The 22,638-nt window shown below is 58.1% G+C and carries 25 protein-coding genes; 6 read left to right on the forward strand and 19 right to left on the reverse strand.

Translation table 11 applies throughout. The annotated features are described in order from the left end of the window. Positions 1 to 153 precede the first annotated feature (153 nt). Complete coding sequence (folD, locus tag ARCT_RS0106575; protein ID WP_027239348.1) at positions 154 to 1,056, forward strand: bifunctional methylenetetrahydrofolate dehydrogenase/methenyltetrahydrofolate cyclohydrolase FolD; 903 nt, start codon at positions 154 to 156, stop codon at positions 1,054 to 1,056. 62 nt (positions 1,057 to 1,118) lie between these two features. Here folD and ARCT_RS0106580 read toward each other — a convergent pair whose 3' ends face one another. Both ARCT_RS0106580 and ARCT_RS0106585 read right to left on the reverse strand, forming a co-directional pair. Beyond that, the gene (locus ARCT_RS0106580) at positions 1,119 to 1,643 is read right to left on the reverse strand and encodes a hypothetical protein (protein ID WP_036785549.1); all 525 of its coding nucleotides are present in this window, start codon (positions 1,641 to 1,643) and stop codon (positions 1,119 to 1,121) included. 15 nt (positions 1,644 to 1,658) lie between these two features. Further along, positions 1,659 to 2,057: a DUF2306 domain-containing protein gene (locus ARCT_RS0106585; protein WP_027239350.1), complete on the reverse strand. Its 399-nt coding sequence runs from the start codon at positions 2,055 to 2,057 to the stop codon at positions 1,659 to 1,661. A gap of 126 nt (positions 2,058 to 2,183) precedes the next feature. On the opposite strand from ARCT_RS0106585, the gene ARCT_RS0106590 reads away from it, so the two are divergent. After that, positions 2,184 to 2,948 (forward strand): LytTR family DNA-binding domain-containing protein, encoded by a 765-nt coding sequence (locus ARCT_RS0106590; RefSeq protein WP_240476268.1) that lies wholly within the window; start codon positions 2,184 to 2,186, stop codon positions 2,946 to 2,948. Between the two features lie 19 nt (positions 2,949 to 2,967). Here the strand turns inward: ARCT_RS0106590 and ARCT_RS0106595 are convergent, their stop codons facing one another. Then, positions 2,968 to 3,375, reverse strand: coding sequence for a PaaI family thioesterase (locus ARCT_RS0106595; RefSeq protein WP_027239352.1), 408 nt, complete (start codon positions 3,373 to 3,375; stop codon positions 2,968 to 2,970). Between the two features lie 254 nt (positions 3,376 to 3,629). Here ARCT_RS0106595 and ARCT_RS0106600 point away from each other — a divergent pair, with 254 nt between their 5' ends. Further along, on the forward strand, positions 3,630 to 4,109 hold the full coding sequence (locus ARCT_RS0106600) for a DUF4405 domain-containing protein (RefSeq protein ID WP_027239353.1): 480 nt from the start codon (positions 3,630 to 3,632) through the stop codon (positions 4,107 to 4,109). Positions 4,110 to 4,220: 111 nt separating this feature from the next. Here ARCT_RS0106600 and ARCT_RS0106605 read toward each other — a convergent pair whose 3' ends face one another. Further along, positions 4,221 to 5,528: an ATP-binding protein gene (locus ARCT_RS0106605; RefSeq protein ID WP_027239354.1), complete on the reverse strand. Its 1,308-nt coding sequence runs from the start codon at positions 5,526 to 5,528 to the stop codon at positions 4,221 to 4,223. A 577-nt stretch (positions 5,529 to 6,105) separates the two neighbouring features. Here ARCT_RS0106605 and ARCT_RS25565 point away from each other — a divergent pair. After that, positions 6,106 to 7,422 carry a methyl-accepting chemotaxis protein gene (locus ARCT_RS25565; RefSeq protein WP_240476270.1) on the forward strand — a complete coding sequence of 439 codons (1,317 nt, stop codon included), beginning with the start codon at positions 6,106 to 6,108 and terminating at the stop codon, positions 7,420 to 7,422. 103 nt (positions 7,423 to 7,525) lie between these two features. Here the strand turns inward: ARCT_RS25565 and ARCT_RS0106615 are convergent, their stop codons facing one another. The 12 genes from ARCT_RS0106615 to ARCT_RS0106670 all read right to left on the reverse strand — a co-directional run bounded on the left by ARCT_RS0106615 (position 7,526) and on the right by ARCT_RS0106670 (position 18,137). Further along, positions 7,526 to 8,032, reverse strand: coding sequence for a prepilin peptidase (locus ARCT_RS0106615; RefSeq protein WP_027239355.1), 507 nt, complete (start codon positions 8,030 to 8,032; stop codon positions 7,526 to 7,528). A gap of 2 nt (positions 8,033 to 8,034) precedes the next feature. Beyond that, positions 8,035 to 8,886, reverse strand: coding sequence for a tetratricopeptide repeat protein (locus ARCT_RS0106620; RefSeq protein WP_027239356.1), 852 nt, complete (start codon positions 8,884 to 8,886; stop codon positions 8,035 to 8,037). Between the two features lie 28 nt (positions 8,887 to 8,914). Continuing rightward, positions 8,915 to 9,523: a tetratricopeptide repeat protein gene (locus ARCT_RS0106625; protein ID WP_027239357.1), complete on the reverse strand. Its 609-nt coding sequence runs from the start codon at positions 9,521 to 9,523 to the stop codon at positions 8,915 to 8,917. A gap of 2 nt (positions 9,524 to 9,525) precedes the next feature. Next, positions 9,526 to 10,506, reverse strand: coding sequence for a type II secretion system F family protein (locus ARCT_RS0106630; protein ID WP_027239358.1), 981 nt, complete (start codon positions 10,504 to 10,506; stop codon positions 9,526 to 9,528). A 10-nt stretch (positions 10,507 to 10,516) separates the two neighbouring features. Next, positions 10,517 to 11,485 carry a type II secretion system F family protein gene (locus ARCT_RS0106635; RefSeq protein ID WP_027239359.1) on the reverse strand — a complete coding sequence of 323 codons (969 nt, stop codon included), beginning with the start codon at positions 11,483 to 11,485 and terminating at the stop codon, positions 10,517 to 10,519. Positions 11,486 to 11,487: 2 nt separating this feature from the next. Beyond that, positions 11,488 to 12,927 (reverse strand): CpaF family protein, encoded by a 1,440-nt coding sequence (locus ARCT_RS0106640; RefSeq protein WP_027239360.1) that lies wholly within the window; start codon positions 12,925 to 12,927, stop codon positions 11,488 to 11,490. Between the two features lie 41 nt (positions 12,928 to 12,968). Further along, positions 12,969 to 14,207 carry an AAA family ATPase gene (locus tag ARCT_RS0106645; RefSeq protein WP_027239361.1) on the reverse strand — a complete coding sequence of 413 codons (1,239 nt, stop codon included), beginning with the start codon at positions 14,205 to 14,207 and terminating at the stop codon, positions 12,969 to 12,971. Positions 14,208 to 14,379: 172 nt separating this feature from the next. Then, a complete protein-coding gene (locus ARCT_RS0106650; protein ID WP_027239362.1) occupies positions 14,380 to 15,009 on the reverse strand; it encodes an OmpA family protein in 630 nt (209 codons plus the stop codon). Positions 15,010 to 15,029: 20 nt separating this feature from the next. Then, positions 15,030 to 16,421: a type II and III secretion system protein family protein gene (locus ARCT_RS0106655; RefSeq protein WP_027239363.1), complete on the reverse strand. Its 1,392-nt coding sequence runs from the start codon at positions 16,419 to 16,421 to the stop codon at positions 15,030 to 15,032. A gap of 267 nt (positions 16,422 to 16,688) precedes the next feature. Next, positions 16,689 to 17,549, reverse strand: coding sequence for a Flp pilus assembly protein CpaB (gene cpaB, locus ARCT_RS0106660; RefSeq protein ID WP_027239364.1), 861 nt, complete (start codon positions 17,547 to 17,549; stop codon positions 16,689 to 16,691). A 111-nt stretch (positions 17,550 to 17,660) separates the two neighbouring features. Beyond that, complete coding sequence (locus tag ARCT_RS28350; RefSeq protein WP_169731210.1) at positions 17,661 to 17,837, reverse strand: hypothetical protein; 177 nt, start codon at positions 17,835 to 17,837, stop codon at positions 17,661 to 17,663. A gap of 102 nt (positions 17,838 to 17,939) precedes the next feature. Next, complete coding sequence (locus ARCT_RS0106670; RefSeq protein WP_027239365.1) at positions 17,940 to 18,137, reverse strand: hypothetical protein; 198 nt, start codon at positions 18,135 to 18,137, stop codon at positions 17,940 to 17,942. Positions 18,138 to 18,334: 197 nt separating this feature from the next. Here ARCT_RS0106670 and ARCT_RS27915 point away from each other — a divergent pair, with 197 nt between their 5' ends. Together ARCT_RS27915 and ARCT_RS25570 are read left to right on the forward strand one after the other, a co-directional pair. Next, positions 18,335 to 18,481 carry a hypothetical protein gene (locus ARCT_RS27915; protein WP_154665322.1) on the forward strand — a complete coding sequence of 49 codons (147 nt, stop codon included), beginning with the start codon at positions 18,335 to 18,337 and terminating at the stop codon, positions 18,479 to 18,481. A 15-nt stretch (positions 18,482 to 18,496) separates the two neighbouring features. Continuing rightward, a complete protein-coding gene (locus ARCT_RS25570; RefSeq protein WP_036784532.1) occupies positions 18,497 to 19,354 on the forward strand; it encodes a lytic transglycosylase domain-containing protein in 858 nt (285 codons plus the stop codon). Between the two features lie 203 nt (positions 19,355 to 19,557). Here the strand turns inward: ARCT_RS25570 and ARCT_RS0106685 are convergent, their stop codons facing one another. The 3 genes from ARCT_RS0106685 to ARCT_RS0106695 form a co-directional block, all read right to left on the reverse strand. After that, entirely contained in the window at positions 19,558 to 20,592 is a 1,035-nt protein-coding gene (locus tag ARCT_RS0106685; protein ID WP_027239366.1) for a fatty acid desaturase, read from the reverse strand. A 307-nt stretch (positions 20,593 to 20,899) separates the two neighbouring features. After that, entirely contained in the window at positions 20,900 to 21,529 is a 630-nt protein-coding gene (locus tag ARCT_RS0106690; RefSeq protein ID WP_027239367.1) for a 3-oxoacid CoA-transferase subunit B, read from the reverse strand. A gap of 3 nt (positions 21,530 to 21,532) precedes the next feature. Further along, positions 21,533 to 22,252: a CoA transferase subunit A gene (locus ARCT_RS0106695; protein ID WP_027239368.1), complete on the reverse strand. Its 720-nt coding sequence runs from the start codon at positions 22,250 to 22,252 to the stop codon at positions 21,533 to 21,535. Between the last annotated feature and the right edge of the window lie 386 nt (positions 22,253 to 22,638).

The raw sequence follows: 22,638 nt of genomic DNA on the forward strand, positions 1-22,638 counted from the left end.
TGCGGCCCGAGACCTGTCTCGGGCCGTATGAGTTTCTACCCCGACCCGAGAGCGGGACCTTAGCCCCCGTAGCGATCCGGGCAGAGGTCTAGATCCCACGGGTCATATCGGTAAAAAGCGGGCCGTGAGGTGCGCGGGACAAGGAAGAATGCAATGGCAGCAAACATCATTGACGGCAAAGCCTTCGCCGCCACGGTACGTGAAAAAGTGGCAGGCCATGTTGCACGCCTGAAAGAAGAAAACGACATCACCCCCGGCCTGGCGGTGGTTCTGGTGGGCGAAGATCCTGCCTCTCAGGTCTATGTGCGCTCCAAGGGCAAACAGACTGTCGAAGTCGGCATGAACTCTTATGAGCACAAGATGGACGCCGATACCTCGGAAGAGGATCTGCTGGCGGTAATCAACAAGCTGAACAACGATCCGTCTGTGCATGGCATCCTGGTGCAGCTGCCGCTGCCTGGTCACCTCAATGAGGACCTGATCATCAATTCAATCGCGCCGGAAAAGGATGTGGACGGTTTTCATATCTCCAACGTCGGCCTGTTGGGGACTGGTCAGAAATCCATGGTGCCCTGCACGCCGCTGGGCTGCCTGATGATGCTACGTGATTACCACGGCAGCCTCTCTGGCATGGATGCGGTGGTGATTGGCCGCTCCAACATCGTTGGCAAGCCAATGGCGCAATTGCTGCTGGGCGATAGCTGCACCGTCACCATCGCCCATAGCCGCACCAAAGACCTGCCAGAGGTGGTGCGTCGTGCTGATATCGTGGTGGCCGCTGTAGGCCGACCCGAAATGGTGCCTGGCGACTGGATCAAGGAAGGCGCCACCGTCATTGATGTTGGCATCAACCGCATCCCGGCGCCGGAAAAGGGCGAAGGCAAGATGAAGCTGGTGGGCGACGTTGATTTTGCCAGCTGTTCGGAACGTGCCGGTGCCATCACCCCGGTTCCCGGTGGCGTTGGCCCGATGACCATTGCCTGCCTTTTGGCCAATACCGTCACCGCCTGCTGTCGTGCCAATGGTCTGGCAGAGCCCGAAGGCCTGACCGCCTGATCCTGTCAACCTTTCGGATTTAACACCAGCAGGGCGCCCTAAACAGGGCGCCCTGTGTCGTTTCAGGCCAAAGCTGCGCCTCTGGTGCTGGGCCAGGTCAGGATGCGCAGGGGCCGCCCCAGAAAACTGCCAGAGGCCAGCCCCAGCAGGGCCGGGAACAGGGTCTGATAGACCAGCCCTGCGGACAGGTCCGGTGCTACAGCGGCAAAGACGCCATTGGCAAAATTGGCCCAGAACAACAACATCATGACACAGAGGCTCAGCCATTCTCCGGTGACCTCGGCCCGCAGCCCGCTGCGCGCGACGATCCAGCGCCCCTGCAGCCGATAACCGCCAAGAATGCCGCAGAGATAGGCCAGACCCCAGGCGGTCAGGGCCAGCTCGGGGCGTTGTTGCGCCATCAGGGTGGGCACAGTGGTCAGCGCAATCAGCGGCATCAGGAAATAGGGCAGGATCGAAATCTTGCGGTCCCGGCTACAGAAAATTCCCAGTCCAATCAGCAAAAACAGCAGCGGCCAGATCCAGATCGGGGCGCCCGTTACAATGCCGGTCACGATACCAGGCAGAAATTCAGCTAGAAAGTCCATCATCATATTCCTTGTTCAAAGAGCAAAAACAACGGCATGCATCAGCCGCCCAGGCAGCAGGGTAAAAACGCCGGCCGTCATCAAAGAGCCAAAGGTGAGCCAGATCATCACCCGGCGGTGCCGACCCCTGCGCTTGCCGCGCGCGGCAGAGACAGCCACCACCAGCGACACCAGGGTCACCAGAGACAACAGGTGGATGGGGCTGAAACCGCCAATCAATTGGATCTCCTGGATCCAGAAACTCGACAGGGCGACGCATGCCATTAGCAAAACCCAAGCCCAGCCAAGGATCCTGTGCAGGCGGGTGCCTCGCACCAGTGTGAACATGGCGAGGGTCAGCGGGATGAGGGCCAGGGCGGCATAGGCATGGAGCTGAACGGCCCAGGGTGCGGTGAAAAGCGGTGAAAGTGTCATCGGGGTCCATGGTTGATATCTGCCCTCAAGCCATGGCAATTTCAGAGCAATATCGGCAAAGTGATTTACGTCAGAGGCCAGATGGCTTCGTGAAATGCAGGGAATTTTGTGGGGATGTCATTCACGATGCGTGAACAACCGATGACTGTTCGGCTGCTCTTGCTCTGGGCGCTGGTGACGGTTTTTGCCGCCGCCACCGGACCTTTTGGCACCTTCGAAGGCCTGGGGCTTGGCGGGCGCCTTGGCTATTGGGCTGTCATTGTTGGTCTGTCGATCTGTCTGACCAGGCTGCAATTGTACCTGTTGCGGCGGGCACCACAGATCCTGCGCTTTGCCAGCCAGCTGCCCTATGGGCTGGCACTGGCGGCGATTGCCCATGGCATGAACCTGTTGATCTTTCCAAACTGGGGAGGCTGGTCCGATTTTGGCTTTTTGGCCCTGGTGACGCTGAGTGTGGTTTTGATGATTGAAGCGGCGGTGTTTCTGGCCCGCAGCTATGCCCATCCGGTTGCCACGGAGACGGCAGAGCCCGACAGCGCGGAACCGCTGGCGGACCCAGGCCTTGACCCTGACACGGACCCTGCAGTTCTGTTCCAGCGCCGCTTACCGCCGGAGAAACGCGGCGCTCTGATCCGGTTGGAGGCGCAGGATCACTACTTGCTGGTGGTCACCGACCGCGGCAGCGAGACCCTGTTGCTGCGCCTGGGCGATGCCGCTGCCGAACTGGCGGAGGTTGGCGTGCGGGTACATCGCTCGCACTGGGTCAGCCGGGGGCAGGTGCAGGGCCACAGCCGACTCAATGGCCGGGATTTTCTCAGGATGACGGACGGGCAGCAGGTGCCGGTCAGCCGCAGCTACAAATCGGCCGCACAGGCGGCGGGGCTGTTGTAGGGGCCGCTCCGGCCACCGCCTAGGGGGTGACCGGTATCATGGTGCCCTGCAGCACCGCGATCAGTTTTTCGTCCTCTCCGGTGATGGCATGTACCTCGGCACTGACCACGACAAGGCGGCGACCGGGTTTGATCACGCGGCCAGTGGCACGCAGATAGTCGCCAGCGCCGGGGGCCAGCAGGTTCACCTTGATCTCGGCTGTCATCACCTCCTGATCCGCCGCAAGCAGGGTCAGGGCAGAATATCCCGCAGCGCTATCGCCAATGGCAAAGGTCAGCGCCGCATGGGCAAAGCCCTGCTGCTGGCGACTGCTGGGCAGAATGGGGGCGGTGATCACCACCTCTCCGGGGGTGATGCTGCTGATACTGGCCCCGAGGGTCTCCATCATGCTTTGACGGGCAAAGCTGTCGCGAATGCGCTGTTCCAAAGGCGGGTCCTTTTTGTGGTTCTGAACATGTTCTGGGGCCCAGCCTAAAGCAGCACGCAGGACCTGCGCAGGTGACGCTGCGCCACATATCGGTGCGGGCCATGCCGAGCTATGCCTTTACGCCGCAGTGGCATGGCCAGCGCTTATGGGAAAAAGTGAAGTAGTAAATAGGCAGAGGTGTTTCCCTAAAAGCGACGGAACTCTGGCGCTGTTGCGTTCAGTCATAAAGCAAAACGCATACAGGAGTATTGGTGATGTCTGCTTTGCGCAAATGGGCCACGCCTTTGACCGTTGCCACCTTTCTTGCCATGGGGGTGACGGGGGTTTTGATGTTCTTTCATTTGGATAGCCCCCTGAACAAGCTGCTGCACGAATGGGGCGGCTGGCTGATGGTACTCGGCGTGCTGGCGCATCTGGTGTTGAACTGGCGCCCCTTTACCACCTACTTAAAACGCCCCCTTGGTCAGGGCATCATAGGGCTGGGCTGTGTGGTTCTGGCGCTGTCCTTTTGGCCGGTGTCCAGCGGTGGCAGCCCGGTGCACCATATCATGCAGGCGGTGGCGCGGTCGGATGTTGCCACGGTCATCGCGCTGAGCGGTCAGGACCTGGATACGGGGTTGGCGGCGCTGACAGCGGCAGGGCTGGAGGCCGATAGCAGCACCACTATGGCAGAGCTCACCGGTGGCGCGCGCGGGGTGCAAATGCAGGTGATTGATCTGTTGTTTGCTCAGTAGCTCCCAGCCCCGGTGAAATCCCCACCCCGGTCAAAATGAAGGGGCCATGGCCACTGCCAGGCCCCCAATTCGCGGCCCCCCCGCAAAGGACTCGTCTGGGCGGCGGCGGTGCTATTTGACGATATGCTCGTCTTTGACAAACATATTGGCCCAGGCGCGGTCGATCAGCGCGGGTGACATCTGATAGGGGAGGCCCTCAAATTCGCAGATCGCAATCATCTGGTCGATGAGAAAGATCGGCTGGTAGTTGGCGTAGATATTGTCGATGGTCGGGTATTTTGTTTTCAGCAAATGCACCAGAGCGCTTTCGTCCAGCGGCATGCCGCGTTTGCGCGCCACCATGGCAAAGATCTTGAGGAAGTTTTCCTGGCTTGGCCCGTCGATTTTGATCTTGAAGAAAATCCGCCGCAGCGCCGCCTGGTCAAAGATCTCATTGGGGTGAAAGTTGGTGGAAAAGATCACCAGGGTGTCAAAGGGCACCTCAAATTTCTCCCCCGATTGCAGGGCGAGGATATCCTTGTTTTCTTCCAGCGGCACAATCCAGCGGTTGACCAAGGTCTGCGGTGGCTCGGCCTGACGGCCAAGGTCATCAACGATGAAGATGCCGCCAGCCGATTTCAGTTGCAGCGGCGCCTGATAGGTGCGGGCCGTTGGGTTGTAGACCAGATCCAGCATATCCAGTGTCAGCTCGCCACCGGTGATCACCGTGGGGCGTTCACATTTCACATAGCGGCTGTCAAACCGTTTGGGGCGCCGCAGCGCATTTGGATCCTCCGGGGCCTCTTCGATCAGGGTATGCACGATGGGGTCATAAACGGTGATCACCTGACCGGCATATTCAATGGCGCGCGGCACATAGACGTGATCGCCCAGGGCGTCGCGGATCCCGTTGGAGATCGAGGACTTGCCGTTGCCGGGCGGGCCATACATCAGGATCGAGCGGCCAGCGCTGACCGCCGGTCCCAGATGGTCCAGCAGGCTGTTGGGCAGCACCAGATGGCCCATGGCGCTGACCAGCTGGTCCCGCGTCACCATGATATTGCGGATCGACTGGCGTTTGATCTGTTCGCGGTAGACATCCAGCGGCACCGGCATGGCGCCAAAATACTCTGATTGGCTCAGCGCGTCCTGGGCGCGCGCCTTGCCCGCATCGGTCAGCTGATAGCCCATTTCATTGCCGCTATTGGCGTTGAGCGTGCCGGTGGCCTCCAGCAGTTTCTGCTCGCGGGCCATATCGATCAGCTCTTGCGTCACCGGCACCGGCAGGCAAATTGCCTCGGCCACTTCGCTGACCACATTGACGTTCTTGCGAAATATCGTCTTGAGCAGGACGTCCCGCATCATCACGATCGGAAGCTGCATCTGCTCTAGCCCCTTGGGGGCCGGAGGTGCAGTGACGGGGCTGTTTTGCATGTTCATCTGGTGGCCTGCTCATCTGATCGCAAAGGTGTCGGGGCCTGCCAAGGGGGCAGGGGGCTTGCGCAACAGTCTATTCACCACTGCGGCAAGACTGAGGCAAAGCCAAAGCATTTTGGCGGTGCAGTGCTGTGGATTTGAAATGGATTGGATGCAATGCCAGCAGCCTGCGCCAGACGGTCAACGTCAGAGCGGCAGGGTGGCGAAAGCTGAACCTTCAGCGGCTCTGTTGATGACCTGGTGGTTTCAGGGGCGGGAGGGCTTGACCCCTACAGGAAAACCTCGACTGGCAGCGGTTTGCAAAGGCGGATTTTGTCCAAGTGATTCGTAATGCGTGCTGCTGTGGGCATGGCCTGGCTGCACTTCATAGGGGAAATAGGTCTCAACTCTATACTAAAGAGGGGCCAAATACGCCTAAATTTCTACCCTGGGGAGAAGCGATGAGTGTTAAGACTTACTCAGCGCAGGGGTCACATACTGCTGCTTGGTAAAGCGTTGTTATTTTGGGGTAAGGTAGATGAAATTGTTCGGGTCAAAAAGGCGTGCAGAAGTCAGGGAACTGGCAGAGAAAAGAGCCTTCATGGAGGTCATCGACCGAACTCAGGCAGTTATTGAGTTCAAAACCGATGGCACCATCATGAACGCCAACAGCAATTTCCTTACGGCTCTGGGCTATGAACTGGATGAGGTCGTTGGGCGGCATCATTCCATTTTTATTGACCCCGAATACGTCAAGACCAAGAGCTACAGGGATTTCTGGAAAGCTCTTGCTGCGGGTGAGTTTTTCACGGACCAGTTCCCAAGGATAACCAAGACCGGAGATGAAATCTGGATCCAGGCTACCTATGCCCCCGTTCTGGCGGCGGATGGAACTGTTGATTATGTCATCAAGCTTGCCACGGATGTAACTCAACGCAGAAAAGATACCGAGGACATCGCCAATGGTTTGGCAGAAATGGCCAATGGCAACCTGGCACATCATGTTGAGATCTCGAAAGTAGAAGACCTGAGTGTTCTGGGCCGTTCGCTCAACCAGGCAATGACGCAGCTTTCAGAGGCCATGGAGACTGTCAAATCCGTGTCGGTGGCTGTTTCGTCTACGGCTCAGGAAATCAACGGATCAACCTCGGAGTTGTCAAACCGGACCGAAACCCAGGCGGCGACCCTGGAACAAACCGCAGCAGCGCTTGAAGAACTGACAGCCACTGTGCGGTCCGCAGCTGAGGGTGCAAAGCAGGTCGAAGACATTGTTGCTACTGCGACGGCAGCCGCCAAAGGCAGCAATCAAGTTGTGCAAGACGCCATTGTCGCCATGGATAATATCCGCGGATCCTCGGACAAGATCTCTCATATCATTTCTGTCATCGACGACATCTCCTTCCAGACCAACCTTCTGGCCCTGAACGCCGGGGTCGAAGCGGCCCGCGCAGGTGAAGCTGGACGTGGTTTTGCCGTGGTCGCCTCGGAGGTCCGGGCTTTGGCACAACGATCCACAGAGGCTGCTGGAGAAATCAAACAGCTGATCTCAGAAAGTTCCGGTCATGTGAACAAAGGGGTGGAGCTGGTTGGCAAAGCCGGAGTTGAGCTGAATTCCATTATCAGCAATGTCGGCAATATTTCAGGGCATGTGTCTGATATCGCCCGTGGCGCACAGGAACAATCGATAACGCTGGAAGAAATCAACACCGGTGTAAGCCAGTTGGATGCGGTGACGCAGCAAAACGCAGCCATGGTGGAAGAGACCACGGCAGCAAGCCAAATCCTGGCAAATGATGCCGTAAATCTGGCGCAGCAGGTGGAGCGATTCAACACCCAGCCGGGAAATATCGTAACACTGCCTCCGGCGGCTGCTGCAAATGGTGATCGCTACGATAACCGTGCTGCATTCGGAACCTGATGCGCCGTGCCTGGACCGGTGCTTTTAGGTTCCGGTCGCGCGCTCTTGGCGACTATACGGAGGCAAATTTTGCGAAACCCTGGCTGCGTTAACCCTGGCTGCGTTATTGCCCGAAACAGGCCACCAGGATCAGGTAGAGCGCCAGGGTGCCGCCGAGGCTGAAACCCATGGGGAACTTTTTGCCGACACTCCAGCTTTGCCATCCTGGTGCCAGACGGCTGAGCGGGGTGTGTTTGGCCAATCTATGGGTGGCAAAGGCCGCCAACAGGTTGGCAGCGTAGATCATGATCAGGGCAGGGAGATCGGCCAGCGCCACCAGCGGAGCGGCAGCGCCGATGAATTTGGCGTCCCCCGCGCCCATTACGCCTGCCGAAAAGAACAAAAACCCGATGGCAATGCCAATGGGCAGATGCAGCAATTGCCAGCCATAGTCGGCCCAGGTTGGCATGATCAACAGACCCAGGATCACATAGACCGCGCCAAGGCTGTCTGTGATCCAGTTGGGAATGCGCATACGGGACAGATCGGTATAGGCCGCTGCAAAACAGAGCGGCAGCACAAAGGGCAAAAACCAACGCGCCACCTCTGCCGACCCGGCCAATACCTGCATGATCAGCTGTTCTCCAATGCGCTCAGCGCCTTGGCTGCGGCCTCAAAATGCTGTGGATGGGTGGCAACAGCCTGGCGCAGCAGGCCTTCGCCAATTTTCACATCCCCCTGTTTGACCGCCGAAAGTGCCAGTGTATGCAGCAGTTTGGCCTGTTCAGTCTGGGTCATGGAGATCACTGGCAGATCGTAGTTGCGCTGGGCGCCACGGGCCAGAACCAGGTTGTTCTTGGCGGTGAACAGGCTTTGGTCCTGGTGGATTGCCTCTCCAAACAAGCGCTCTGCTTCGCTGTAGTCGCCACGGGTCAGTTTGGAATAGCCCCAGTTGTTCATGATCTTGGCAGGTTGGGTGGTGAGCCCAACAGCGGTTTCATAAAAACTGTCGGCACGTTTCCATTCCTGATTGGCATCGGCCACCATGGCTTCCAGACGATAGCGCTGGTAGGTCTCGTGGGTGGGAGGGATGGCATTCAGGGCGGTTTTTGCCTCATCCCAATTGCCGATACGGATCAGAGATTCCGCAAGTCCGAGACGATCTTCACTGGTGACCTCTGCCATGGCAACAACCTTTTTCCAGGCTGCGACGGCCTCGGTGTTGCGCTTGGCCCGGATCAAAGAGATTGCCAGACCACGCTGCATGTCGATCCGTTCGGGGTTGTTTTTTACACTGTCCCGGAAATAGTTCACCGCCTGATTGGGGTCTGCCACGGTCAACATCACATCATTGAGATTGGTTTCATCAATGACATTCACGTCCTGAAAGGCGCGTTCGACAGTTTCTTCACCGTCCTGTTTGCCACAGGCTGACAGCGCCACGGCGCCTGCCAGACATGCAGATACTAGAAATACGTGGCGCATGTTTCTGCGTCCTTTTTCTGCTCAGCCTCTAGAGGTCCGGGGTTTTGTGAAGCGCATAGCTTCCCCCGCCCTGTTGCACCAACTTGTATGTGTTGTCTTCTGTGCTTTGCCCGTCACTATGAGGGGAGTTTTCATATTTTTCGAGAGCCAAGCGCAAATTATCCCGGATTGCGTCACTTTCGCCATTGTTTAGCGCAAAGGCCCGCTTGAGGATCTGCACCGCCTCGGCCGTTTTGCCCCGCTCCATCAGCACAATGCCCAGATTGTTATGAGGCTCTGCCCAATCGGGGGCCTGTTTGACCGCGCGCCGGAGCAGGTCCTCGGCCTGTCCCAAGCGACCAAGACCGAGATTGGCAGAGCCCAGGCTGGACAGGATTTCCGGGGTCAAACCATGGTCCAATGTGGCGCGGGTAAAGGCATCCAGGGCAAGTTCGTATTGCTCGGCGGCCATCAATCGGTGGCCGACCAGCAGCGGATCTTCACCCGCTTGGCGACTGTCGATCCCCGGCGCCCAGCTGTTGGGGTTTTTCTGTGAAAGGCCCGCCGGAGAACAGCCAACCGCCACCAATGCAAAAGCAAAGGCGGCGGTGCGCGGTGCATATTGGCGAACAGGGATACCCCGTTCGAATTTTGTCATTATCAGTTGCCTGCATTGCCCATATTCATGATGTTCTTCACCGAGGGGCCAACCAGAATGATCAGCAGTGGCGGAACCGTCAACATCATTGTGGCAAGGGTCATCTTCACTGGCAACTTATTTGCGGCCTCTTCGGCCCGCATCACGCGTTTGTCCCGCATTTCAGAGGCATAAACCCGCAGTGCCTCGGCGATCGAGGTGCCAAAGGCGGCAGATTGGATCATCACGGTGGTAAAGGACGAGATATCCTGCACGCCGCAGCGGGTGCCCATGTCGCGCAGCACTTTTTCCTTGTCTTTGCCGGCCTTCATCTCATGGGCGACAATGTCAAATTCATAGGCAAGCTGTGGGTAGGAGGCCTTCAGCTCGGCGGCGACGCGGACAATGGATTGATCCAGCGACTGACCTGCCTCGACGCAGACGAGCATCATGTCCAGAGAATCCGGGAAACCGGATTCGATTTCTTCTTTGCGTTCGGCAATGCGGCGGGTGACCCAGTATCTGGGCAGCATGTAGCCCGCACCACCAGGGCCAATGATCCGAATGACCAGTGCCTGGGTTTCGAATTCAAAACCGGCGTTCATCACATAGACATAGAACAGACCAGCAGCCAGACCGATGAGACCAAAGGCCATCTGGGCAAAGTGAAAGATCCGCACCGCATCCTTTGAGTGATACCCCGCTTGGCGCAGTTTCAGCTCCATCGCCGACAGTTCCTCGGCGTTCTGAGGCTCAAGGAAGCTGGCGAATTTCTGCAACTGTTCGTTACGGTTCTTTTGACGTAGGCGCTCTTTTTGCGGCGTTTTTCGGGTGTCCGTGGATAGATCCCGTTGCAGTTTTTTCAGTGGATCTTCTGGCTGGTTGAGCAGCAACAGCGCAGCAATCACCACCATAAGGAGGCCCAGCAGGCCCAGCACCAACAGCGGACCAAAGGCCCCAAACTGATCGGTGAGATAGGTTTCGATATTGGCAAAGATGCTCATTGTCTCCTCCTCACACCTTGATGTTGGTCAGATAGCGCATCACGAACAGGTTCACCGTCAGCATGATGCCGACAAAGAAACAGGCTGGGATGAAGTAGGGATGATCCAGCACGTCGTCATAATAGTTCGGATCTTTGAGCAGGGTGACAATCAGCGCCAACAGGGGAAATGCCGACAGAAACTTGCCCGACCACTGTGCCTCAGCGGTGATGGCCTTGACCCGGCGGAACAGCCGGAACCGGGCCCGGATTACCTTGGCCAGACCAGCCAGCACCTCGGCGAGGTTACCACCTGATTGCTGCTGGATGGTCACCGCGACCGACAGAAAGCGCAGATCCTGAATATCAAGCCGTTCGGCCATTTCTTTCAGGGCCTCACCAATATCCCTGCCATAGGCGCTTTCATCGGCGATGATGCCAAATTCGGTGGCCAGGGGATCGTCAATTTCATTGGCGACGATCTGAACGGTCGAGTTGAACGGATGGCCCACGCGCAGGCTGCGCACCATCAGCTCTACGGCGTCTGGCAGTTGTTCTTCGATCAAGGACATGCGTTTGTTGGCCTTCCGGTTGACCCAGAAAAACACACCGCCCACACCCATGACAATCGCGGCGAGAACCCGCGCGGGCAGGGGGGTGTTGGTGCCAATGCTCAAGCCAAAAAAGGCAAGGGTGGCGACCCCTGCCATGATCATCATCAACTGTTTGGGACTAAAGGCGATGGCCGCCTTTTGCGCCTTTTCGGCAAGAATAGAATAAAGCGGGATGGTCTTGGACTTGCCATGTTGGCCCAGTTCCTTGCGCAGCTGCTCCAGCACTTGTTCGCGGCTGCTGCCTTTCTCCATCATTTCCAGACGGCGATTGACCTGATTGTTCAACCGAATGGATTTGCCAAAGGCAACCAGATAGATGCCTTCGACCAGGACCACCACTCCGACAAAGATCAGGATATAGATGACCGGTTCTGCGCTCAGTTGCATCTTCAGACCTCCACTTGGTTGGGTTCATAAATTGATGGCGGCAGGTCATAGCCCCAAAGACGGAAGCGCTCGGAATAGTGGCTGCGCACGCCAGTGGCGGTGAAATGGCCGATGATCTTGTTGTCGGGGGTCAGCCCAACGCGCTGGAAGCGGAACAGTTCCTGCATCGAGATCACGTCGCCCTCCATGCCGGTGATTTCGGTGATCGAGGTCATCCGGCGCGAGCCGTCCTGCAAACGCGAGGCCTGCACGATGACGTTCACCGCCGAAGCGATCTGACTGCGCACAGCCTTGATAGGCATTTCCATGCCGGCCATGGCGATCATGTTCTCCAGTCGAGAAATGCCATCGCGCGCCGAGTTGGCGTGGATTGTGGTCATTGATCCATCGTGGCCGGTGTTCATTGCCTGCAACATGTCGATGACTTCTTCGCCGCGGGTTTCCCCCACGATGATCCGGTCCGGACGCATCCGCAGGGCGTTTTTCAGACAGTCGCGCGGCGAGACTTCGCCCTTGCCTTCAACATTGGGCGGGCGGCTTTCCATGCGGCCCACATGGGTCTGTTGCAGCTGAAGTTCCGCAGTATCTTCGATGGTCAGAATACGTTCGGCGTTATCAATGAAGGACGAAAGAGCGTTGAGCGTGGTGGTTTTACCAGACCCGGTCCCGCCCGACACAATCACGTTGAGCCGGGTCGAGACGGCAGCCTGGAGGTAGGCGGCCATTTCTTCTGTGAAGGCGCCAAATTCAACCAGATCATCAATGCCGAGTTTGTCCTTTTTGAACTTCCGGATCGACACCAGCGAACCATCCACCGCAACCGGAGGCACCATGGCGTTGAACCGCGAACCATCAGCCAGACGGGCATCCACATAGGGGTTGCTTTCATCCACCCGGCGGCCAACGGCCGAGACAATCTTGTCGATGATCCGCATCAGGTGCTTTTCATCTTTGAAGGCGATGTTGCTCAGCTGCAGTTTACCATTGCGTTCAATAAAGATCTGGTGGGGGCCATTGACCAGAATGTCGCTGACGGTTTCATCCTGCAAAAGCGTCTCAAGCGGGCCCAGGCCGGTGACCTCATCATAGAGCTCTTTGTTGAGTGTCATGCGGTCTTCGCGGTTGAGCACGATGCCCTTTTCTTCGAGAATCTCAGCGGCAATGGCAGAAATTTCGCCGCGCAGCTCGGCTTCTGGGGCGGTTTCCAATGCGGCCAGGTTGAGGTTTTCCAGCAGATCGCGGTGCAGCTGTACCTTGATCTCGCTCAGGCGCTCCTGGCGCTTGCGGTCCTTGTCATGAGCTGCGGCTTCGGCTGCCTGGCGCGTGATCGGGCGTCGCAGGCTGGGTTTTGCGGCCGGGCTGGGCGCCGCCACGACGGCGGCCTCGGCGACCGGTGCTGCGGCTTTGGGCTTGGATGCTTGTTTCTTGTACTTGGAAAACATGAGAGACCCCCCGGGTACTCAGTAAAATGGGACGGTAGAGACTAGGCGGCTGCCTCGGCCTCGCTGGCCCCCAAGTCGTGCAGGGAGCGTGCCAGTTTGGCGATTTCCTTGCGCAGGGGGTTCTTGGCGTTTGATGTCGCCAGTGGCAGCCCGTGATCACAGCTCTGGGTGATCGGTTTACCGCCATCGGGCAGTTGCAGATCAATGGAGATCCCAAGGCTTTCTGCCATGCGCTTGACCCGGCTTTTGCCGCTGAGGTCGGTGAATTTTGGCGCCCGGTTCAGGGCAAAGCGCAGCTTGTCAAAAGGCAGGCCTTCGGATTGCAGCGCCCGTTTCAGGCGCAGGGCGTTTTGGGCCGAACGCATGTCCAGCTCGATCAGAGCAAAATAGACATGGGCCATCTGCAAAATGGTTTCCGACCATTGCACCAGGGTATGGGGCATGTCGATGATGACAAAATCAAAATGACTGCGGGCCATTTCCACCACGCGCTCGATGTCTTCCACCGAGATGAATTCCAGCGGAATCATGTCGCTGGGCGCGGTCAGAACCTGCAGTTTTTCCTCAAAGGGCAGCAGAGCCTGGCCAAAGATGTCGGCATCCATCTCTTCGGTTTCGCTCCACATCTCCATCACGATCTCGCGGCGCGGCAGATCAAGGTAGGTCGAAACCGACCCCTGCTGCATATCAAAGTCGAGCAGGCAAACCGAAGGTGCCTTGCGTGTGCTCATCTCGGCCAGCTCCCAGGCGAGATTCACCGCCAGTGTGGTCGATCCGGTGCCGCCGGCCAGACCATGACAGACGATAACTGCACCTTCGCGGCGGGCGTCCGGCTGCAGGGCGTGCAGATTGCTGGGTGCCACCGGCTCGGGTTCGGGGGTGCTGAGCCGATCAATGGCGGCCTGCAACTCACGCTCTGGCAGCGGGTAGGGGATGAACTCGTCGGCGCCCTGGCGCAGCAAGGTGTGCAGCGCGGCGGGGCTGACTTCCTCGGCGATCAGAATCACCTTGATGTCGCGGAGCTTGGCCTGCGTGATGATTTCGCCCATCTGGGCAAGATTGGCTTCGTCGTCAGCGTCCATTGCCAGGGCGATAAATTCCAGGGTCTCGGCTTCGGGCTGGGCAAAAAAGGCCAGGGTTTCGTTAAACCCAAGATCTCCCCAGGTTTCCCCCAGAGCGGCTTCCATATCTTCAATCAAGAGGTCGAAATTCTGCACGTCACGGCTGACTGTGCAGGCAACAATGGCAGCTGTTTCAGTTTGTGGCATTTCACCGCTCATCGACATTATCCTCTTGGTTTCAAAGCGGCCTGACAAAAGACGGATTGCCTGGCTGCCTCTGAGGCTCAATGTCAACGAAGATCTGGGCGAGATTGGGGCCAAAAAGCCCCAATTATTGGGAATTGTTAAGAGTTCCTAAAAGTCTAAGAACTTGGCGGACCCACAGGCCTGATTATTCCCCTGCGGTGGGCAGGGATTCCTCAACGGTCAGTGTTGTGGCTGCAACCGCGCTTTCGACGTAGTCGCGATAGACGATCTGCGCATATTTCCCATCCAGTACCGAAGGGTGGCGTTTCAGGAAGCCGCTTACTTCGGTGACGGTGCGGCGATTGCGGCGCTCGGGTTCCTGGGTCAGGATCAGCGGCTGGCTTTCCCCCTGCGAGACCATGGCCTCCAGGCGGCGGCGATCAATGCCACGGCTCACCAGGTGGTTGACGGCGGCACGGGCGCGGCGCAGGCCCAGCCGCTTGTTGTAGCTGTTGCCACCAACAGCGTCAGTGTGGCCATAGACCCGGAAGCGGACTTCGGGGAATTGCTTGATCCATGCTGCCTGCCGGTCCAGCACCGCACGGGCTTCGCCATCCAGGCGGGCCTCATTAAAGGCAAAGTTGATAGTGGTTGGCACTTCTTCGGCAAACCGGGCGGCCAGTTGAATGGCATATTCGCCTTCGCCGCGCATCACCGCCGCGTTATTGGCGGTGGCAGCACCCATCAGGCTGCTGTCCAGCGGTTCCCCGGCCTGATGGTGGCTACAGGCCGTGGCGCCAAGGGTCAGCCCCAGGATCGCTATGCTTTTGATCATTTTCCCGGTCATCCTTTGCATTAGTCCATCACATAGCCGTAAGAGCCGTTGAAGTCTTGCTTGGCAACTTCGCTGGCGGGGCCCTTTTGGGAATGAACCGTGCGGCCAAAGAGAAAGAGCTCAGACTCGCTGGGGGGCTTGATACGATCGGTTGGCAGGCTCAGGGCCTCGCCACGGGTGGGGGTCACCAGATGGGCACTGACGATAATCACCAGCTCCGTCTGGTCGCGCTGATAATCGGCACTGCGGAACAGGGCGCCAAGCACAGGCACATCCCCAAGCCATGGCACCTGTGAAGTCTGATCGAGAAAGTCATCCTGCACCAGCCCGGCAACGGCAAAGCTCTCGCCGTCGCGCAGCTCGACAGTGGTTGAGGTTTCGCGGCGTGAAAACGCGGCCACGTTGAGGCCATTTGCAGTGATCGAATTGGTGGAATCTACCGCAGAAACGGCGGCCTTGAGCTCGAGATTGATCAGATCGCCATCCACAACTCGTGGAATGAAGTTCAACTCGATACCAAAGGGTTTGAACTCGATGGAGACAGTGCCGCCATCCTGGGCGACCGGAATAGGGTACTCACCACCGGCAAGAAATTTGGCCTCTTGCCCGGAGAGGGCAGAGAGGTTGGGTTCGGCCAGGGTGCGCACGACGCCTTTGCGTTCCAGGGCTTCCAGCAACAGGCCAACCTGAAGCGATCCAACACCGAACTGAAAGGCAACTGCCCCGGCAATGCCGTCTTTGACTTCGATGGGATTGCCGAGCCCATTGGTCCCTTGCAGCCATTGGCCGGTTTCTCCAGAGGTGCCGCTGCTGCCCCCCAGAGCAACCGAGGAATGCAGCGCTTTGGAGACGGAGCGCTGCATTTCGGCAAAACGCACCTTCAGCATGACCTGCTGCACACCGCCGACGCTCATCAGGTTGCTCACCCGCTCGGGGGCATAGCGCTCGGCCAGATCCAGGGCGCGTTGCAGGCGCGCAGCACTGGAGACATTGCCGGACAGAACGATACCGTCGTTTGCGGTGCGCACTTCGATTTGTTCACCCGGCAGGATCTGGCGCAGCCGCTCTTTGAATTCCGTGACATCGGCAGCCACCCGCACATTCACATTGGTGATCAGCTTGCCCGAGGCATCCAGCAGGGTCAGCGTGGTCAGGCCGGGGGATTTGCCCAGCACATAGATGGTGCGGTCGGACAGCGAAGAGATGTCGGCGATGTTGGGGTTGGCAATGCTCAGCTCGGCAAAGGGGTCATCGCTTTCGACCACCACCGCGCGGTTCATCGGCACGTCCAACGTGACAGAGGTGCCGCGTTTGACCTCACGCAACCCATTGGCCAGAGAAGCCTCTGGCGCAGCCATACAGAGCAGCGATAGCCCAGTGAGAGCCGCCGCCATAAATCCACGAATTCTCATGTGACCTGCCTTTCCGATCACGCCTCATTTTCGGGTCTTTTTGCCCGTCGTTTTGCAGCACTCTGCGGCAATTTGCGAATTATTGCAAGAATCAAAGGCTTCTGGCAGGGAGTTGCAGTCATTTCCCTGTGGGACAGCAGCAACAGAAATCGCCGGGCCATCCCAAAGGACAGCCCAGCGGCGGAGGGTAATTTGTTGACAATACAGCCCTTCCTGACCAATTGGCCTAACCAATCAGCTCAGAGGCTCTGGGTTGGGCGCTGCGCCTTAGTTGGTGCAGGGGATCGGGATTTCGACCACTTCGGCGCCACGACGGGTGCGGATGGTGCAGACCCGTTTTTGCTCGACCGGCGCGGGGGCCAGTTGTTCACCAAGTCCCAGAAGACTGCGCTGGTTCACCTCGACAACCGAGGCCACAGTGTCATCACCGGCGCCCACAAGCGAGAGCGACAGCCGACCCGTTGTTTGCGCCTGAGCCAATGCGGCCACCTGTTCTGGCTGCACCGCAACGGTGACGGTGCGGGCAATTGTGGCGCCGTTGACTTCGCTGCTGGCGCTTTGGTCCACCGCGATCAATTCGATGCTGGGTTCAATAAGCCGGGTGATCTCTTGCCCGCCGCGATTTGCTCCATGCTGCACGCTGCCGGTCCAGTAGACATCCACATGATCGCCGGGGCGCAGGAAGCCAGACACACCTGAGGACACATCAACGCTGATGGCAAAAGCCCGCATGCCGCGTCGCAGCTGCGAGGTAATGCCGGCATCCTGACCTGGATTGGTCAGCTTGGCCTCCAGCAGGGCCTCATCCTTTTCCATGGTGCGCAACACCACCCGCAGATCGCCGGGATTGGCCGGGGGAAACAGGGCCTCCAGCGAGGTAAAGGCACCTTCGGGGATGGATTCACTGGGCCAACGCACCTTGCGCACCGAGTCTTTGGTGAGCCGTTCGCCGTATTTCAACTGGCTGTTTGCCACAAAAACGTCTGTGGTTGGGATCACTTCGCCACGATTGGCGCGCTCCCGGGCAAGTTCGTTCTGGTAGGCGGAAATGTAGTTCTTTGCCATCATCACAGCGCCGCCAGCGAGGGCGACCCCGACAATAAGGACGAGTCCAAATACTGCGCGCATTGTGTATGACCTTTCACGGTGGGGACCGACCCCACCTCGGGGGCGGAGCCAGCATATTGATTAGTCTTGCAGTGACAAAGTGCGCCTTTCTGGCGCGAGGATCCGATCGGATCAGGAGAAGTCCCAGTTTGACATGAATGCCACCAGCGCATTCACCAAACCCATTGTGCCGTTTAGCATCTGATCTGAGATCAAAACCGTGAGACCGACGATTGCAGCGGTCAATACCACCCAATCCACGGTCACAGCACCATCGTCGCTGGCGATAAATGACCAAAACTTTTTCATTTTGCCCCTCGCTCGAAACTGGCTTCGGGAAAAGGGCCGCGTCCTTCTTGTAAAGGCGCGGCCCCAACATTGCAGACGCTACAGATAGCGACTTTTGGTCAATTACTGACCTGCGGTACCAACTGTGGTGCCTTTTAGTGTCAGGAAGGCAGCGGTGTCGCCGGTCAGCTGGGTGGAACCAGACTCAATGGCAGTGTAGGCAGCACCGGCCAGAGCAGCAACAGCAGCGGTCAGAACAACCCAGTCAACAGTCACGGCGCCGGAGTCGTCTTTGCGGAAGTTTTTGATGAATTTGATCATTGTATAGTCCCTCCAGGGATATCTAAGGTTTTACGTTACCCGGCGACGTCGTTTCAGGGTCTGTCTCTCTCTCTCACCGACCCTGTGTCGCTTGGATGAGTACATATAGCCGGGAGAGCATGGCAGGAATTGGGCCGGATTCTGAAAATCGCTGCCCAATTTTAACTTTTTGGCAAGTTCGCAGGTAAGTACCTGTAATGGAACAATTTAAGAATTTACTTTTTGTCAATCCTCGGGGCTTTGCTGGGGCGAAAGGCGCCAAATATGGCGAAACTGCCAGATTTGAGTCTGTAAAACTGGCTTTTCCCGCCAGGATCGGCGAGTCTGCCGGAAAAAAGACCTAAGTTTTGAGCGGTAAAATGACCAAAAGATCTCTATTGGGGCTGAAATTAATAATTGCCCCGCTTGTTTTGGCACTTGGGGCGGCGGAGTCCGCAGCCCAACAGGTTGAGGTCGGCGAGACACGGTCCACACCGCGGGCTTTTCCAACATTTGAGGCCAGACGGGTGGCTGCACCCAAGCCTGGCGCGCCGCCAAAGATCACCATACAGATCCAGGAACCGCAGACAGCACCTCTGTCCGGGGGCGGCAGTGCCGCAGACAGCGCGGCTGCTGTGCCGGGGGATATTGGCCGCTATGGTTGGTTCTGGCAGCGGGTTCCAACCGGGATCGCGGGGGAGGCGGGGCACAATCGGCTCGAGCTGGCGCTGACGGCGCTTAAGACAGCGCCAACACCGGTTTCGGCACCTGGCCTGCAGCTGATGCAGCAGATTATCCAAGAACAGGCGGTGCCGATCTTGATCGCCTCAGCGGATAGCCAGGTGTCACCAGCACTGGTGTTGGCAGTGATCGCGGTGGAATCTGCCGGCAAGGCAGAGGCGGTGAGCAGCGCCGGGGCTGAGGGGCTGATGCAGTTGATGCCGGATACTGCGGCGCGTTTTGGCGTCACTGATGCTTTGGCGGCAGAGCAGAACATCAGCGGTGGCATCAAATATCTGGATTGGCTGCTTGACGAGTTTGCCGGGGATGCTGTTTTGGCGCTGGCAGGCTATAACGCAGGCGAAGGGGCGGTACGGGCGCACCAAGGCGTGCCGCCCTTTGCCGAAACCCGTGACTATGTGCCAAAGGTGCTGGCAGCCTATCAGGTGGCGCGGGCGCTGTGCCTGACACCACCTGAGCTGATCAGCGATGGCTGTGTGTTTCGCCGTACCAAATAAAGCCGGTTTCGACTGGCCAATCAGCAGATAACCGGGGCTCTGACGCAGCCGGGAACACATGCCACCAGTGAACTATGACAGCCGTTTGCGCATGGATATGACGCGGGCGCTCTCACCGCCAGTTGTCGTGTGAAAACTGACGGGTCCACAAAAAACGGGGCCACATGGGCCCCGCATGATGGTTGTGCTGTCTGGCTGCGTGCTTACCCGTAAAGGGCTCGCGCCTGCGAGAAAGACAGCAGGCGTTTGCTGTCTTCGTCCCAGAGATGCAGTTTGGCACAGCTCAGGCTCTCGCGGATGGTGAGCCGGTTCTTCATCGCCAGTTCGGAATGATCTTTGATCACCTCGGTCAGCCGGTAAAAGGGGATACGGCTATAGAGGTGATGCACCTGGTGAATGCCGATATTGGCGGTAAACCACTGCAAGACCGATGGCAGCACGTAATAGGAACTGCCGTTGAGCGCCGCATCATGCAGTTGCCAGTCGGAAGCGTTTTCCCAGTGGGTGGTTTCAAACTGATGCTGCACATAGAACAACCAGACCCCGGCGGTGGCCGCCAGAATGGTCGAGGGCAGGAAGATCAGCAACAGCGGCAGCAGGCCACCAAAATACCAGATCGCGCCCAGGGCTGCCAGAATGGCAATATTTGTACCCATGGCGCTGGTCCAGTAGCGCAGGCTTTTCATCAGCCCCAAAGGAATGCGGTTTTGCAGCAAAAACAGATAGCTAGGCCCCAGACCAAACAGTGTGACGGGGCTGCGGTAGACCCGGTAGTGCAGCTTGCCAAAGGGCGACAGCGCCCGATACTCGGCCACGGTCAGCGTATGCACATCCCCCATGCCGCGCTTGTCAAGATTGCCTGCAGCGCTGTGATGCTCTGAATGGGTCCGCCGCCAGACATCATAGGGGGTGAGGGTCAACACACCCAGGAGCCGACCAACCCAGTCGCTCAGCTGCCGGTTTTTGAAAAAGGCGCCATGGCCGCAGTCGTGCTGAATGGTGAACAGGCGGAGCAAAAAGGCGGCATTCACCAGCGAGATCGCAAAAGCCAGCCAGTAGCTATAGGACAAGGCCCACCAAGCCAGCGCCCAGAGCAGAAAGAACGGAATAGCGCTGACCCCCAGTTCAAAGCCGCTGCGCAGCTCGTTGGGCTCGCGGTATTTCGCCAAAATCTTCACCCAATCGCGCGAAGACCGCTCAGTAGGCTGCGGTTTGGGAAGGTCATTGGAGTTTGTCATGCGCCTGCCGTATTTTTTGAATATGTGCCTTCGGATAAACTACCTGTGTCGCTTGGCAAGTTAATTTTGCCCACAATGTGGTCACAGCGACTTTATGCCCCCGAAAAAGGCGCATTAAAAATGACATTCGCGGCATTTCTTCCGCCCCGGTGAGGACGCTTGTTACCTTACGTTAAGGTCAGGGTCCCCGATGCCGCACAAGCGTTATGACAACGGGGAGACACAAAAACGGCTCATCTCAAACTGAGATGAGCCGTTTGCAATAGCCGACCTGTCACCAAAGCGCCGGATGACAGGTCATTTCGACTTAGTTGACGATGGTTGCCTGGGTGGCTGCACGCAGCTCTTCTTCGGAGACACCATCGGCGCATTCGACGATCTTCAGGCCACCTTCGACCACATCCAGCACACCAAGATTGGTGATGATGCGATCCACAACTTTCTGACCGGTCAGAGGCAGGGTGCAGTCTTTCAGCACCTTGCTGTCGCCATGTTTGTTGGTGTGATCCATGACCACCACAACGCGGCCAACACCAGCCACCAGATCCATGGCGCCGCCCATACCCTTGACCAGCTTGCCTGGGATCATCCAGTTTGCCAGGTCGCCGTTTTCGGCCACTTCCATCGCGCCCAGGATGGCCATGGCGATCTTGCCGCCCCGGATCATCGCAAAGCTTTGTGCGGAATCAAAATAGGCGGTCTGCGGCAGCTCGGTGATGGTCTGCTTGCCAGCATTGATCAGATCGGCGTCCTCTTCTCCCTCAAAGGGGAAGGGGCCCATGCCCAACATGCCGTTTTCCGACTGAAGTGTCACTTCGACACCTTCGGGGATGTAGTTGGAGACCAGGGTCGGGATACCGATGCCGAGGTTCACATACCAGCCGTCCTGCAGTTCCTGCGCTGCGCGGGCGGCCATTTGATTGCGGTCCCATGCCATGGATCAGGCCTCCTTCTGGCGCACTGTGCGCTGTTCGATGCGTTTCTCGTGATCACCTTTGATGATGCGGTGCACATAGATGCCGGGCAGGTGAATACTGTCGGGGTCCAGGCTGCCCGTGGGCACGATCTCTTCGACCTCAACAATGCAGACCTTGCCGCAGGTGGCAGCAGGCGCGTTGAAGTTGCGCGCGGTCTTGCGGAACACCAGATTGCCGGTCTCGTCGGCTTTCCAGGCTTTTACGATGGCAAGATCGGCAAAAATGCCCTCTTCCATGATATAGGTCTCGGGCTGGCCCTCGGGGCCGGTGGGGAAATCCTTGTGCTCTTTGCCCTCAGCAATAACAGTGCCGACGCCGGTTTTGGTATAAAAACCGGGGATGCCGGCGCCGCCTGCACGCATGCGCTCAGCCAGGGTGCCCTGCGGGTTGAACTCCAGCTCCAGCTCATTGCTGAGATACTGACGCATGAATTCCGCGTTTTCCCCCACATAAGAAGAGATCATCTTCTTGACCTGCTTGGTCTGCAACAGGATGCCAATGCCAAAATCGTCAACACCTGCATTGTTGGAGGCAAAGGTCAGATCCTTGGTGCCGGCCTCCTTGATTGCATCGAGCAACAGCTCTGGAATGCCACAGAGGCCAAAGCCGCCCGCCGCAATGAACATGCCATCATGAAGCAACCCATCGAGTGCTTCAGCGGCGCTGGAATAGATCTTCTTCATTGAGTTCTCCCATCAACAGCCAGTTGCCCCGGTTCTGGCCCCGAGACGACGCGGAGTCAATAATACTGAGCTGCGCGCGTATTACTACGGAGCAGTAAGGCGCGCGCGGGCAAGGGCAGAGGGGGGGGGGGCTCCCGCGCGTTTGTGGTGTTTTGCTGCGCGAAAACACCACAAAACCCTTGGGCCCGGCGCCGGGCTGCGCCCGGCGCGCCCTCGCGATCCAGAGCGCCGGTTATGAGTGGCAAGCCTTTCGCAAAAGAGGGGTTTGCTTGGGGCACCCCCAAGCAAACGCGCCGCGCCAAAGGCGCGGCGCTGGGCCCAACGGGAGAGGGGGATCCAATGGATCACCTGATCCGGGCGGGAGCCCCGCCTGGGATGATCGGGAG

Source organism: Pseudophaeobacter arcticus DSM 23566 (assembly GCF_000473205.1).
Taxonomy (GTDB): Bacteria; Pseudomonadota; Alphaproteobacteria; order Rhodobacterales; family Rhodobacteraceae; genus Pseudophaeobacter; species Pseudophaeobacter arcticus.